The organism is Actinosynnema sp. NPDC023658 (assembly GCF_040639995.1).
Classification (GTDB): domain Bacteria; phylum Actinomycetota; class Actinomycetes; order Mycobacteriales; family Pseudonocardiaceae; genus Actinosynnema.
Genome location: NZ_JBFAAX010000124.1, coordinates 1 through 14,284 on the forward strand (window position 1 = coordinate 1; position 14,284 = coordinate 14,284).

A 14,284-nucleotide genomic window follows, 5' to 3' on the forward strand; every position below is an offset into this window, starting at 1 on the left:
GATCGGCCCGGTGCCGGGCCTGGCCGAGTGGACCGAGGCGCTGGGCCTGCGCTGCCGCCCGCTGCACGAGCTGCCGTCGGCGCTGCGCGGCAGGCTGCCCGCCGTGCACGCGACCGCGGGCGTCGACCCGCTGCTGGACGCGTTGGCGGGCGCCGACCACACCGCCGAGCTGCGCACCGCGCTGGCCGAGCTGCGCCGGATCATGGACGACTGGGAGATCGGCCTGCTCCAGGCCGCCGTGGACGCCACGATCCTCGGTTTCGCGGACGTCGCCGCCGAGCTGCAGGCCGCCGTCAAGGGCGGTGGCGAGCGGTGGTTGCAGGGCACGTTCGACCGACGCGCCCGCACCGCCGGCAACGGCCCGGGGTACGCGTCGATCGTGGCCGCCGGGCCGCACGCGCCGGTGCTGCACTGGGTGCGCAACGACGGTCCGGTGCCCGAGGACGCCGTGCTGCTGCTGGACGCGGGTGTCGAGCTGGACACCCTCTACACCGCCGACATCACCCGCACCCTGCCCGTGTCCGGCGCCTACAGCCCGGCGCAGCGGCAGGTGCACGAGCTGATCGAACGCGCGTCGGTGGCGGCGCTGGCGGTCGTGCGGCCCGGCGCGGAGTACCGCGACTTCCACCGCGAGGCGATGCGGGTGCTGGCCGAGGGCCTGCACGACTGGGGCCTGCTGCCGGTGTCCGCGGAGGAGTCGCTGGACCCGGACGGCCAGCACCACCGCCGCTACATCACCTGCGGCGTGGGGCACTTCCTGGGCCTGGACGTGCACGACTGCGCGAACGCCCGCTCCACCGCCTACCACGAGGGGAAGCTGGAGGTCGGCATGGCGCTGGCCGTCGAGCCGGGCCTGTACTTCCACCCGAACGACGAGACCGTGCCGCCGGAGCTGCGGGGCATCGGCGTGCGGCTGGAGGAGAACGTCGTGGTCACCCCGGAGGGCATCCGCGTGCTGTCCTCCGCCCTGCCGCTCGACGCCGCGGGCCTGGAGTCCTGGGTCGCCGCCGCGGGCCGCTAGTCAGACCTTCCGCAGCCGCACCGAGGTGATGGCGTGGTGCTCGACCTTCAGCACCTCGACGGTCCAGTCCGACACGGTGACCTTGTCGCCCGGACCGTCGGGGATGCGGCCGAGCACCACCAGCACCAGGCCCGCGATGGTGGCGTAATCGCCCTCGGGCGCCTCGGGCAGCTCCACGCCCAGGTCGACCAGGTCGTGCATGGGGAAGGTGCCGGGCAGCAGGAGCGAGCCGTCCGCGCCGTTGCGCACCGCCATCACGTCGCGGTCGGTCTCGTCGAGGATCTCCCCGACGATCTCCTCCAGCAGGTCTTCGAGCGTGATGATGCCGCTGACCGCGCCGTGCTCGTCCACGACCAGGCCCAGCTGCTCGCGCTCGGCCTTGAACCGGCGCAGCGCGTCGGACACCCGCACCGAGTCCGGGAGCACCAGCGGCGGGCGGACCACGTCGATCAGGCGGGCGTCGTCCTTGAGCAGGTCACGCAGGTGCACGACGCCCACGACGTCGTCCAGGTGCCCGCCGCGCGCGACCGGCGCCCGCGAGTGCCCGGAGGCGGCCAGCTCGGTGCGGGCGGACGCCACGTCCAGCGCCGCGTCCAACGTCATCACCGTGCGGCGGGGCACCAGGACCTCGCGCAACCGGCGCTCGTTGATCTCCAGCGCACCGGTGATGATCTTGCGCTGCTCGGCGTTGAGGCCGCGCTGGGCGGAGACCAGCTCGCGCAGCTCCTCCGACGACATCTGCTCGGACTCCACCTCCGGCTTGCCGCCGAACAGCCGCACCACCACGTTCGTGGAGGCGCTCAACGCCCACACCGCCGGCCGTGAGGCGGTGGACAGCACGTGCAGCGGCCGTGCCACCAGCAGCGCCCAGCGCAACGCGTACTGCATCGCCAGCCGCTTGGGCGCGAGCTCCCCGAACACCAGGGTGAAGAACGTCAGCACGATCGTGACCAGCGCGATCGCCACCGCGTTCGCCGCCTCACCGAGGAACGACAGCAGCGGCACCAGCGGAGCCGCCAGCGACACCGCCGCCGTCGCGGAGGCCAGGAACCCGGCCAGCGTGATGCCGATCTGGATGGTGGCCAGGAACCGGTTGGGGTCGCGGGCCAGGCGCACGAGCGTCTTGGCGGACGCCCCGTCGTCCCGCTCCAAGCCGCGCAACTGCCCCTCGCGCAGGCTGATCAACGCCATCTCGCTGCCGGAGAACAGCGCGTTCGCCAGCACCAGCACCGCGACCAGCGCGATGGTCCACCCATATCCGTCCACACCCGACTCCATACCCCGGCGCGGGCGGCCCGCAACTCCACCGGGGGGTTGGTCATTTCGAGTGGTGACGCTGCCCGTGCGGCCCACGACTGGGCTACAACATGCGTGGGGAGGTCTCATGGGGTCCGATGCGGTGCACCGCTCGTTCGTCGTGGTGGACGTGGAGTCCTACGGTGACCTGACCCGGACGTCACCGCACCGGACCGCCGCGCGCAACGGCATGTACCAGGTGATGACGACCGCCTTCGCCGACTGCGACCTGCCCTGGGACGACGACGCGGTGGACGACGCGGGCGATTGCCTCATGGTGCTGCTGCCCGCCGACACCCCGAAGGGCGTCCTGGTCGACCGACTGCCCGAACGGCTGGTGGCGGCGCTGCGCGAGCACAACCACGTGCACGCCGCCGGCGCACGCCTGCGCCTGCGGATGGCCGTGCACTCGGGCGAGGTCCACTACGACGAGCACGGCAAGACCAGCGCCGAGATGATCTTCACCTACCGGATCCTGGACGCCGCCGAGGCCAAGCGGGCGCTGCGCGACTCCACGGCCACGCTGGTGCTGATCGCCTCGGACCCGTTCTACCAAGCGGTAACCCGCCAACGCCCCTCCGCCCGCCCCGACGACTACCGGCCGGTGGACGTGCAGGTCAAGGAGATCAGGACCCGGGCCTGGGTGCGCTTGGTCGACGGCCGACCGCTCGGCGCCGACCGCCCCGCCGCCCCCGCGCGAGGCCTGACCCTGGCCGAGTTGGGCCCGATCGTCGAGGTCCTGCTGCGCACACCCGGTTTCGAGACGCGAGAAGGCCGCGATCTCGTGCTGCGCGACCTGCCGTTCGCCACGATCATCGGCCGCCACGGCGCGGACCGGCAGGACACGGTCAGCATCGTCCGGGCGTGCGCCCACTACCCCGGTGGCCTCGAAGCACTGCTGGAAGCGATCCGCTTCTACGCCGACGGCACCACCGAAATGGCCGAACTCGACACCCTGTTGGCGCAACGGGTCGGTGGCGTTTAGTTGCGTCGCACGGCGCCGAATACCGCCATACGCACCTCTTCCGCACAGTTTCATTGACATTACACTGAGTCATGCCGTCGAAGGTGATTCCCCCACCGCGCCGGGGGCGCCCTACCTCGTGGCCACTCGGGAGGCCGGCTAGTGGATGAATCGGCAATTCGGATCGACTCCGGTCTGGTCGACTTGACGAACGTTCCCCTTGACGTGTTGGACGCATTCGACGACGAGAGCCTCGCCGCGTCGGCGGACCGTTTCCTCAGACAAGTGGACCACGCCAGCAGCAGCATGGGCGGCTACGACTCCTGACCGGCGGGCTTCGCGCCCATGACGAGGGGCGACCACGAGGTGGCAGGCTGGAACACCGAACACGGGGTGGCGCTGCCCCACCACGGGATCACGCTGGCACAGCTGGACGCCCTGGCGTCCGCCCGGCCCGGTGACGACGTCTCCGCGCTGCTGCGCGACGTGGAGCGGACCAGACGCCTGCTGGCCTTGCGGCTCGTGCTGCACCACGCCCGCGCCCACCGTCCGGCGGACGACCCGCTGCCCCCGGTGAACGAGGCGTGGGAACTCCTGGTCGCCGCCGAGCGCGCCCGCCCCGAAGTGGTGGCCGACCTCCTGTCACGACCTCAGGTGGGGGTCTGGTCCGCGCACCTGCTGCGCCGCTTGCGCGGCAAGGCGAGCGACACCGCGCCGCTGTGGTTCCACGTCGGCCAGCTCCACTCGCTGGCGGCCGCCGCGGCGGTATCCGCAGAATTGCGCTTCACGGTGACGATTCCGTTGTGGAATGGCATCGCGGTCCTTCTCGGCCTGGGTGCCGCGCGTGTGCCCGACCCGGCTGAATGGGGTCACGGCGTCCTGGTTTCGGATGCCTCGGGACTGACTGTGAAAACCGCTACCGGTGCGGCACACCCGCTGGAGTGGCAGCCGATGCGCATTCTCCTGGATGAAGTCGGCTCGACCGCGCCGCGCATCCACCTCGATGACACCGGACCGTACCGGGGATTGACGATCCCCGAGCGCCCCGACGCATTGTCCGATTCCGCGGTCGCGCGGTGGAACGAGGTCTTCACCGACGCGTGGGCGATCCTGGAGCGCGACCACCCGCACCGCGCGCGGGAACTGTCCACCGGCCTGTCCGTGATCACACCGCGCCCGACCGCGTACCGCTTCCGGCCGCACAGCGGGTCGGTGGGCGACGGCTACGGCGCCGCCATCATCTCCGAGCCGCACGACCCCGTGCAGCTGGCCGTGACGATGGTGCACGAGTACCAGCACAGCAAGGTGAACGCGACCCACCACCTCGTGCCGCTGACCGGCGTCGACCCCTCCACCACCTGCTACGCGCCGTGGCGGGACGACCCCAGACCTGTTTTCGGCCTGTACCAAGGGGTGAACGCGTTCCTGGCGGTCGCGGAGTTCTGGGAGCGGCAACGGGAGCGCTCCAGCGGACCCGAAGCGGCCTTGGCCCACTTCGAGTTCGCCCTCGTTCGGGCGCAGGTGGCTGAAGCGCTCGGTGCGCTGCGCCGACGACCCTCGCTGACCGCCGCGGGGCTGAGGTTCGCCACCCGCCTGGCCGAGCGGCTGGCGGCGCTGTCGGACGCCGCCGTGCCGGACGACCTGCTCGCCACCGCCGAGGCGGCGGCCCTGGACCACCGCGCCGCGTGGCGTGCCACCCACCTGCACGTGTCGCGGGCGCACGTCCTCGACTGCGCCGAGCGGTGGTTCGCGGGCGAACCCGCCCCGGCGCCCGAGCCGCACCCCACCGTGGTGCCGGCCCCGCGACCACCCCGGTTGGACGCCAAAGCGATCCTCACCCGGGTGCTGCTCACCGGACGTGCCGAGTTCGACGCGATGAGGGCAGGGCTCTCGGACGACCTGCCCAAGATCGCCGCAGACGTGACCGACGCGGATTTCGCCTTGGTCGCGCGCGAGCTCGGGCGGGCGCACGCGCTGTACGCCGCCGAGCTCGCCGCAGGCTCGGACCGGCCGGGCGCGTGGTCCGGTTTCGGGCTCGTGCTGCGCGACGAGTCACCCGGTCCGGCCTCGCAAGCGTTGCTCGAACGCCCGCACGTCGTCCGCGCCGTGCGGGACGAGATCACCGCCCGCGGCACGGCGCCCGACGTGGCACGCCTGGCCACCTGGCTGGGTACGGGCGGTTAGGCGTGCCGACGGGTGCGCCGGTGGCGGGACGCGCCGATGACGCGCCCACCCCACCAGGCGGACCCTCCCGCTTCCGACCCGCCGGCGACGACCTGCCCGACCGCCACTGCTAGAGCGGCATCGGGTCGATGTCGCAGTTGGCCCGCGTGTGGCGCTTGGTGAGCTCCACCACCGCGGGGTGGAGGTCACCGAGGCGGTCACGCAACACGCCCACGGCGCGCTGGTGCAACGCGTCCGCCTCGTCCTCCCGTCCGAGCGAGCGCAGGTCCTGGGCGAGGTTCGCCTGGCACGCGAGCGTCGTCGGGTGGTCGGCGCCCAAGATCTCCGTCGAGCGGTTCAACATGTCGAGGTCGAGGTCGTGGGCGTCTTGGGCGTCACCCAGCTCGTGCAGGTCGCTCGCCAGGTTGATCGTGGTGGTCAACGTCGACGGGTGGTCGTCACCCAGGCGGGTGCGGAACTTCTGCAGGGTGGCCTGGTCCAGCTCGCGCGCGCCTTCGGAGTCACCCATCAAGCGACGCAGGATCGCCACGTTGACCGCCGCGGACAGGGTGTGCGGGTGGTCGGGCCCCAGCGTCCGGGCGTAGCGGGTCAGCGTGTCCTGCCCGAGTTGCGCTGCCTGCTCGTGACGGCCGCGGTGCCTCAGCTCGATGGAACGGGCCAGCGCCGCGGCGAGCGTCTCGGCGTGGTCGAGGCCGTACCGCCGCCGCAAACCCTCGAACGCGGTCTCCGCCGCCTTCATCGCGCCCTCGTGGTCACCCGCCTTGCGGCGCATTACCGCGAGGTGGCGCATGGCGCGCAGCAACGGGGGGTTGAGCGGTCGCCCTTCGCTGCGCCGCTCGTACACCCGCACGACTTCCTCGTGCTCGGCGCAGGCCTCCCGGTAGTTGCCCAGTTCCCGCTTGTCGAGGGTCAGGCCGACCTGCGTCAGCAACGACATCTCGTGTTCCTGGCCGTACATCTGGATCTTGCGGTCCCAGGTGTCGGCGTCCAGGGCGATCGCGGAGGCGAAGTCACCGACGAGGCGCAGGTTGACCGCGAGGTTGTGCGCCATGCCGAGGGTCACCGGGTCCTCGTCACCGAGGTACCGGACGCAGATGTCGTAGCTGCGCCTGGACAGCTCCAGCGCGCCGACGAAGTCGCCCTGCGCGCGCTTGTCGGCCGCCACCTGCCCCATCGCCGTGACAGTTTCCTCGTGCTCTTCGCCGAACGTGCGGCGGTGCCGTTCCAGCAGCTCCACGTTGAGCGGGGTCGCCTCGGCATAGCGGCCCTGCACCCACAGCATGAAGCCGTACCAGTGGCCCATCCGCAGCGTCTCCGGGTGGTCCTCGCCCAACCGGTCGACCCAGATCTTGTAGATCTGCTCGGACAACTCGGCGCTGCGGTTGTGCTCGCCCCACCGGTACAGGAACTGGACCTGGTTGTAGAGCAGCGAGCGGACCGACTCCGAGTCGCACTCGTAAGCGTTGGAAGCGGCCAGGTGCGCGCTCAGGTCGGCGTAGACCGGCCAGTTGTCCGGCTCCTCCGGCGTTTCCGGGTCGTTCTCGCCCAGCATCTGGTGCGCCGCGTGCTGCATGGTCGCGTGTTCGTCCGCGCTCATCTGGCTCTTGAGCACCGCTTGGACCAGGCGGTGCAGCTCGATGGAGTTGGTGCGGTGGTCGACGCGCACCAGCGCGAAGCGGTTGATGTCGCGGATGGCTTCGTTGAGCCGCAAGCGGTCGCGCAGGATCCGGGACAGCTCGGGCGGCACGTCACCGATGTTCCGGCTGTAGGTGAACATGGTGCGGTTGATCGGTTCCGGCGCCAGGAACGCGCACACCTGGAGCAGCCGCAAGGCGGAGAGGTTCTTGCGCTTGAGCTCGTTGAGCGAGAGGTTCCACATCGCCGCGACCGACTCGGGGTAGTCGAGGGTCGTGGTGACGTCGAGCAGCTCCAGCTGCTTCTCCGCGAGCAGTTCGAGGTACTCGCCGGCGGGCATGCCCGTTTCCACCCGCCAGGCCGCCGCTTGGGCAACGGCGAGGGGCAGGTCGCCCAGTGCCTGCGCGAGGCGACCCGCGTCCTCCTCGCTGAGGTCGGGGTCGCGGCGGCGCAGCAGCTGCACGCTCTCCGCGCGCTGGAAGACGGCGACCTCCAGCGGACGCGCGACGCTCAACCACTGGGAGTTGCGCGAGGTGACCAGGATGCGGCCGGTGCCGCCGGTGGGCAGGTACTGCTGGACGGCGTTGGGGCTGTCGGCGTTGTCGAAGATGAGCAGCCAGTTGGCCGGGACCTTCGGGTGGTTGCCGCTGCGGAGCGCGTCGAGCACCTGTTGCACCGCGACGTTGGCCTCGGTGCCGACGTTCAGGTCGAGCCGCTGGCCCAGTTCCACGAGCGAGTTGACGATCTTGACCGATCGTTCCGCCGGGACCCACCAGATCAGGTCGAAGTTCGCGCGGTTGCGGTAGGCGTACTCGATGGCCAGTTGGGACTTGCCCACACCGCCCATGCCGTGCAGCGCTTCGGGCAGCACCGCCGCGGTCGCGCCCCGGACGAGGCGGCGCTCGAGTTCCTGCAGGAGATCCGTCCGCCCGGTGAAGTTGACGTTCCTGGGCGGCACACCGCCGAAAACTGGTGAAACTAGAAATTCTCTCCTTCCTTGGTCGACGGTCGAGGTCACGTCTTCTCCTCCTGCATTGTGGTCGAGGCCGTCCACGTCCCGTCGAACACCTATTCGATCGACCTCGCCGGCGTGCGAGTCTTCGAGCGCCCCACTGTACAAGGCCGAGGGAGGGCTCACACCGGGGGTGGAATTAACCAGGTGAACGCCCGACCAAGCGCCCCGCACGGCCCGATCCGCTTCCGCCACGTGGGGCGGCGCGACAATCAAGGCGCGGGCTGATTGCGGCTCCTCGTCCAGCGATGAATCGAACGCGACAACCTCAGGATCCCGTTCGTCCAGGTAGTGCCGCACCACCTTGCGCACTCGTTCGGTGTCGATGCGGTGGCCGTGCGCGAGCAGTTCTTCCCGCACGCCTTCGATGACGAAGCTGAATTCCGCTCGGTTTCCGTCGTCCGCGGACCGCCGGGGCGGAAGCGCCACCAATGGGCCGCCGAGGAATTCGGAGAGGGCGGCACGTCCCGCTTCCGGGTGCAGTTGCTGCTGGATGCGCGCGAGCAGTTCCACCTCCAACGGCGCGGCCGCGATGCTGACCGCCAGGTCGAACACCGACTTCGACGCGGAGATCCGGTACGCCGCGACCGCCTCGGCCGCGGTGAACGACACGGCGTCCGGTCCGGGTTGCGCGCGGCCGGAGTCGGGCGCATCGGGCACCAGCGTCGCGCCGACGTTCGCCCATCCCCTTCCCGCGATCAGGTGAACCCACTGGCGCAGCCCCGCCGGGACCGGCTCCACGAACGGGATCGGGACGACATCGCCCAGGTCGTCGTACAGGCCCGGCACGTCGACCTGCGGTTCCCACTCCTGGTCGCGGTTCGGCGTACCCGGTTCGAGCGCTTTGAGGCGCAGGCGGTGCAGGTCCAGGCCGGTGCGGCGGGCCATCGACCACGGCAGCGGGCTGATCACCGCGACCGAGTGCACCGCACCCAGTTCCCGCAGAGCGGCCCACGCCCGGCCCGACCGCCAGACGTCGTGGACGGTGTCGGTGACGGCGAGCACCAAGCGGGGCTCGACAGACCCGAGGAGGTCGTCCGCCCCGAAGCCGCGGACCACCACCCGACCGCCGTCGTCGACGCCGAGCGCTCGCACGGTGACGTCGTCGAAGATCCCGGACTCCGCCAGCGCCCGGGTGAAGCGCTCGACGGTGGCCTTCCAGATCGACATCGCCGGTCCGTCGTCCACCAGGACCGCCAGGTCCCGGGACTGGCCGCGCAACGGCGCGAGCACCTCGCGCAACGCGTCCGCCGTCCACTCGCCGGCGTCCGGGCCGACGCCCGTCCGCGCGTCCACGTCCCGGGGGACGGCGCGCACCGTCACAACCCCCCGACCGGGGTCGGTCGGCCCCGCGGGTACCGGCGGGACGATTCACGCGAATAGCCGCTCGAATCGGTGACGAACCGCCGGATCGCGGTCACCGGCCCGAAGGTCGCGATCGGTGCGGTTTCGCGAAGTGAATCGATACCGAGAAGGAGCGCGAATGGGAGATGTGACGTGGAATCGGTCACCGGATCACCGGTTCGGGCGATCACCCGGACGGATGTCGGAAGAGAATAAGGAACCGATAAGTGCCCGATATGTGGCGCGCGCCGGTGGGGCATGGCTCAGATCCCTCCCTGCGAACCCCAACCGGAGGTCAGTGGTTCCGGTAGACGCCCTGCATCATCCCACAATACGGCAAGACTGCGCCCCACATGCCGCTCATCGGACGCATTTGCGAGCAACGCTTCACGCCGCAACCGGGCCAGCCGGTAGGGTAGCCGCCGCACCTCTCCGACGGCGAACAACTCGGTTACGGCATCGTGAAAACGCGCGGTGGAGCAGTCCTCCCGGTCCCACACGATGATCGGGATTCCGGTGCGGAATGCCATCGCCGCCTCGTGCCAGGCACGTCCGCGGCGGTCGCCGGGCGGCTCGCTGAGCACGACCGCCACGATCGTGTTGTCCTTCAGCTCCACCGCCATGCCGGTGAGGTCCCAGCCGCCGTTGCTGCGGCTCCAGTACGGCCGCGCCGACTCGTCCGACACCGCGCTCCAGCGCTGCTTCCACGCCAGCCAGTACCGCTGCGTCCTCATCCGCTCCAGGCTGCGCACCAGCACGGGGTGGTCAACCGCGAGCGGCACGGTCGCGCTCGACGGGTCCCCCTTCGGCCAGAGCTCGACCGGCGCGTTGATCATCTCCCAGGGCAACGCGAACTCGACCACGATCGAGCTGACCTTTTCACCCGCTGGGGTGACGCCGAGCTCGACCTCCAGATCCGCGAGGACGCGGTCGACCTCACCGGCCAGGTCCTCCCGGCGGATCGCGGTGTCGCCGCGACGTCGGCCGTGCCAGCCTGACTGCTTCCAGTGGCACCAGTGCGAGAGCACCACCTTGCCCTCGTCGACGGGGTCCGGGTCCACCTCGAAGACCAAGTGGACCACGTCGGTGTCCGCGTCGACGTCGGCGTTGGCGCCGGCATGGGCGTCACCGGGCTCCGTGCGCCACCGCGCCTGCTCCACCAGGTCGGTCACCTCGAACTTCTCGGCCAGGCGCCAGTTGTAGCGCCGCAGTTCACCCGCCAGCGCCGCGTCCCCGATGCGTCCGGCGAGGCAGTCGACGAACACCATCGCGGGCGGCAGCGCGCCCGGAGCGGTGTTGTGCCCGGCCAGGTACAGGAACAGCGACCACGCGGAGCGGCACCGGGAGGGCAGGTCGTCGCAGTGGCCGCCGGTGGCCACGTCGGCCAGGCGGCGCAGCAGGCGGCGTTCCTCGAACGGGTGGTCGGCCAGCCGCACGGACCGCAGGGCCTTCGCCAGCCGGTCCCAGTCGCGCGTGGGCAGCGCACGGCACGCCGCCCACTCCTCGCTCAGCTCGACCAGTTCGGAGATCCCCGGCGTGTGGGGGTCCAACACCTTCAGGCAGTCCACCAGACCCGACAACCCGTCGGCACGGCGGCAACACCACCGGACCAGCCCGAGGAGCTGGAGGTGCAGTTCCTGGCCCTCCAACGACACCGGCTCGCCCAGCGCGTCGGAGAGCATGCTCACCAACGTGGCGCGGCCGTGCTCGGTGCGCAGCGACTCGTACCGCTCCAACGCGGCGACCACGTCGCCCTGCAACCGGACCTGGGCGGTGTTCACGCCGTCTTCCACGACCATGCGACCATCCCCCATCACCACCGTCCGCCGCGTGAGAACCGCGCGGACACAAAGAAGAACCGCCACTTGCACACCCGTCCCCGCCGCAACTGTTACACAGGCGGAACGCGCCTTCTCCGCAAAATGCGGTCAGGCGAACGCGGCGTGGCGGCCGGTGCTCAGGGATTGCGCGCTGGTGGTCAGCTCGGTCGCCACCCGGTCCACGGCGTCGATGAACTCCGGATCGACGCAGTTCCAGTCGGTGAGCTTGACGAGCAGCCAGCGCCGCCACGCGGAGACCAGGTCCGCGAACACCTCGGTGCCCTGCGGGGTGAAGCGGTAGCGGCCGTCGGACTCGGCCAGGTAGCCCCTCGTCTGGAGTTGACGGGCCACCGGTTCGAAGACGCCCGCGGGCACGGAGGTGGCCTCGGCCAGGCGTTCCAGGGTGGCGTGGTCGTGGTGCACGCTCTGCCGGAACACCCTGACCACCAGCCACGCCTGGGCGTGGGTCAGCGGGACGCCGGACCCGCGCAGCACGTCCGGTGTGGGGTCGCGGCGTTCGCGGCTGACGATGAGCGCGACCAGCTTCTCCAGCTCGTGCTCGGAGTCCGACGCGTGCGGCGCGGCGAAGTTGTCGCCCACCTCGGTCGCGGCGGCACGGGCGGTGTCGCGCAGCGGCACCTCCTTGAGGAACAAGGCGACCAGGAACGCCACCGCGGCCACCGGGGCGGCGGACAGGAACACCGTGTGCAGGGTGTCGGCGTAGGCGGCGATGATCGGGGCCTTGAGCTCGTCCGGCAACGCGTGCAGCGCCTGCACGTTCGAGGCGGCGGCCGGGTCGACGCCCGGTGGGATGGCGGCGGCGAGGTTGTCCGGCAGGGTGCTCGCGTACACGGTGCCGAAGACGGCCACGCCGAACGAGCTGCCCAGCGTGCGCAGGAAGCTGACGCCGGAGGTGGCGACGCCCAGGTCCTCGTAGCTGCTGGTGCTCTGCACGACCACCATCGCCACCGGCATGCACATGCCGACGCCCAGGCCGAGCACGAGCATGTACGTCGAGGCCTGCCAGAACGACGTGTCCGGGGTCAGCCGGGACAGCAGGAACATCCCGCCGACCATCAGGAGGCTGCCGACCACCGGGAAGATCCGGTAGCGGCCGGTCTTGCTGATCACGTTGCCGGTCGTGACGGAGGCGATGAGCAGACCCACGACCAGCGGCAGCATCTCCAGGCCCGACTGGGTGGCCGACGCGCCGTGCACGTACTGCAGGTAGGTAGGCAGGAACGTGACGCCGCCGAGCATGGCGAACCCGACGACGAAGCTGAGCACCGTGCACACGGTGAACACGCGGCTGCGGAACAGGCGCATGGGCAGCATCGGTTCGGCGGCCCGGGTCTCGACGAACACGAACAGGGCGAGCGCGACCAGCGACCCGATCGCCATCCAGATGATCGTCGGTGACGCCCACGGGTACTGGACGCCACCCCAACTGGTGACGAGGGTGAGGCCGGTCGCGGCCAGGGCGATGAGCAGGATGCCCAGGTAGTCGATCTTCGGTCGGCCCGCGCCGCGCAGGCCGGGCAGGGCGAACGCGCCGACCGCGAGCACGACCAGGCCCAGCGGCAGGTTCACGTAGAACGCCCAGCGCCAGCTCAGGTGGTCCACGAACAGGCCGCCGAGCAGCGGCCCGACGACGGTGGCGACGCCGAACACCGCGCCGATGAACCCCTGGTACTTGCCCCGCTGCGACAGCGGCACGACGTCTGCGATGACGGCGGCGGAGGTGACCATGAGCCCGCCGGCGCCGAGCCCCTGCACCGCGCGGGCCAGGATCAGCCACGTCATCGAGTCGGACCAGCCGCACAGGAAGGAGCCGACCAGGAACAGCGCCACGCTGACCAGGAACGCCTTCTTCCGGCCGAACAGGTCACCGAACTTGCCGATCAGGGCGGTCATGATGGTCTCGGCCAGCAGGTAGGACGTGACCACCCAGGACAGGTGCCCGGCGCCCCCGAGGTCGCTGACGATGGTCGGCAGCGCGGTCGCCACGATCGTCTGGTCGAGGGCCGCGAGCAGCATCCCCAGCATGATCACCGCGACCACGGCGTTCCGCGCGCCGCGCCCGACCTCGACCCGTTCGACCACGTTGGACCTCCCGGCCCCGAACGATAAAACCGCCACCCCCGCCCCGCCCGCCACGACCACGCACGGGTGATCACCCGACCGTCGCCCGGCGGCTGCGGAGCGTTGGGTCAGGGGACGGCGCGCGTCATGCAGACCAGGTCGGGTCGGGCGTCCCACGACTGCACAGCGGTGAAGCCCAGGCGCTCGTAGAGGGCGACGGCGTCGTGGCGCCAGTTCCACACCGACAGCCGCACCGACCGCACCCCCGCCCCGGCGGCGTGCGCCACCACGGCTTCGACCAGCGCCTTCGCCACGCCCTTCCGGCGCGCGGTCGGGTCGACCCACAGCCGCTTCATCTCCAGCGAGCCGTCCACCGGCGCGGACGCCACGACGCAGCCGACCGCCGCGCCGTCGAGGTCCGCGACCAGCACGACGTCCCCGGTGAAGGCGGCGCGGGGATCCAGCACCTCGGCCCGGTAGCGCTCCGGCAGGTGCTCCACGTCGGGCACGGCCGAGCCCTTCTCGGCCTCGGTCCGCAGGTGGTAGGCGAGCAGCAGCGGTGCCAGGTCCGCGTCCCGCCACGGGGACACGGCGATCTCATGGGTCATGACGCGCAGCCTCGCACGGGTCGCGCCGCCGGCCGTGCCCGATTCCGGGCACGGCGTTTGGTCCGGTGGTTGGCTGTGGCCATGCTGGAGCCCGTGGGAGACGAAGTGCCGGACGACCTGCTCCGGCACGTGGTCAGGTCGACCGGCCTGCCTCCCGCGCTCGCGCGGCGGGTCGTGTCCGACGTCATGGGCTACTTCGTCGAGACGGCGGAGGAGTACGTGCTCCGCCGGCACGCGGAGCTGCGGCGGGACGGGCTGGGCAAGACGCCGTTCACGTCGTTGGTGCGGGAGAAGGTGGACGTGCGTCAGATGGACGAG

At 71.0% G+C, this 14,284-nt stretch carries 9 protein-coding genes; 4 read left to right on the top strand and 5 right to left on the bottom strand.

The annotated features are described in order from the left end of the window. Window positions 1-1,021, top strand: a 1,021-nt coding sequence (locus tag AB0G02_RS16225) for a M24 family metallopeptidase (RefSeq protein ID WP_360794427.1), incomplete at its 5' end; no start/stop codon positions are given. On the opposite strand, the gene AB0G02_RS16230 is transcribed toward AB0G02_RS16225, so the two are convergent. Continuing rightward, entirely contained in the window at window positions 1,022-2,287 is a 1,266-nt protein-coding gene (locus tag AB0G02_RS16230; RefSeq protein ID WP_360794429.1) for a hemolysin family protein, read from the bottom strand. It abuts the gene before it with no gap. A gap of 118 nt (window positions 2,288-2,405) precedes the next feature. Here AB0G02_RS16230 and AB0G02_RS16235 point away from each other — a divergent pair, with 118 nt between their 5' ends. Together AB0G02_RS16235 and AB0G02_RS16240 are read left to right on the top strand one after the other, a co-directional pair. Beyond that, window positions 2,406-3,302, top strand: coding sequence for a hypothetical protein (locus tag AB0G02_RS16235; protein WP_360794431.1), 897 nt, complete (start codon window positions 2,406-2,408; stop codon window positions 3,300-3,302). A gap of 324 nt (window positions 3,303-3,626) precedes the next feature. Beyond that, a complete protein-coding gene (locus AB0G02_RS16240) occupies window positions 3,627-5,465 on the top strand; it encodes an HEXXH motif domain-containing protein (RefSeq protein WP_360794433.1) in 1,839 nt (612 codons plus the stop codon). 109 nt (window positions 5,466-5,574) lie between these two features. On the opposite strand, the gene fxsT is transcribed toward AB0G02_RS16240, so the two are convergent. The 4 genes from fxsT to AB0G02_RS16260 all read right to left on the bottom strand — a co-directional run bounded on the left by fxsT (window position 5,575) and on the right by AB0G02_RS16260 (window position 13,966). Next, window positions 5,575-9,429: an FxSxx-COOH system tetratricopeptide repeat protein gene (gene fxsT, locus AB0G02_RS16245; RefSeq protein WP_360794435.1), complete on the bottom strand. Its 3,855-nt coding sequence runs from the start codon at window positions 9,427-9,429 to the stop codon at window positions 5,575-5,577. A gap of 290 nt (window positions 9,430-9,719) precedes the next feature. After that, entirely contained in the window at window positions 9,720-11,255 is a 1,536-nt protein-coding gene (locus AB0G02_RS16250) for a hypothetical protein (protein ID WP_360794437.1), read from the bottom strand. Window positions 11,256-11,384: 129 nt separating this feature from the next. Then, window positions 11,385-13,379, bottom strand: coding sequence for an MDR family MFS transporter (locus AB0G02_RS16255; protein WP_360794439.1), 1,995 nt, complete (start codon window positions 13,377-13,379; stop codon window positions 11,385-11,387). 107 nt (window positions 13,380-13,486) lie between these two features. Continuing rightward, window positions 13,487-13,966, bottom strand: a complete 480-nt coding sequence (locus AB0G02_RS16260; protein ID WP_360794441.1) for a GNAT family N-acetyltransferase — start codon at window positions 13,964-13,966, stop codon at window positions 13,487-13,489. 93 nt (window positions 13,967-14,059) lie between these two features. Here AB0G02_RS16260 and AB0G02_RS16265 point away from each other — a divergent pair. Next, window positions 14,060-14,284 (top strand): hypothetical protein (locus AB0G02_RS16265; RefSeq protein WP_360794443.1); only part of this gene is annotated, 225 nt, incomplete at its 3' end.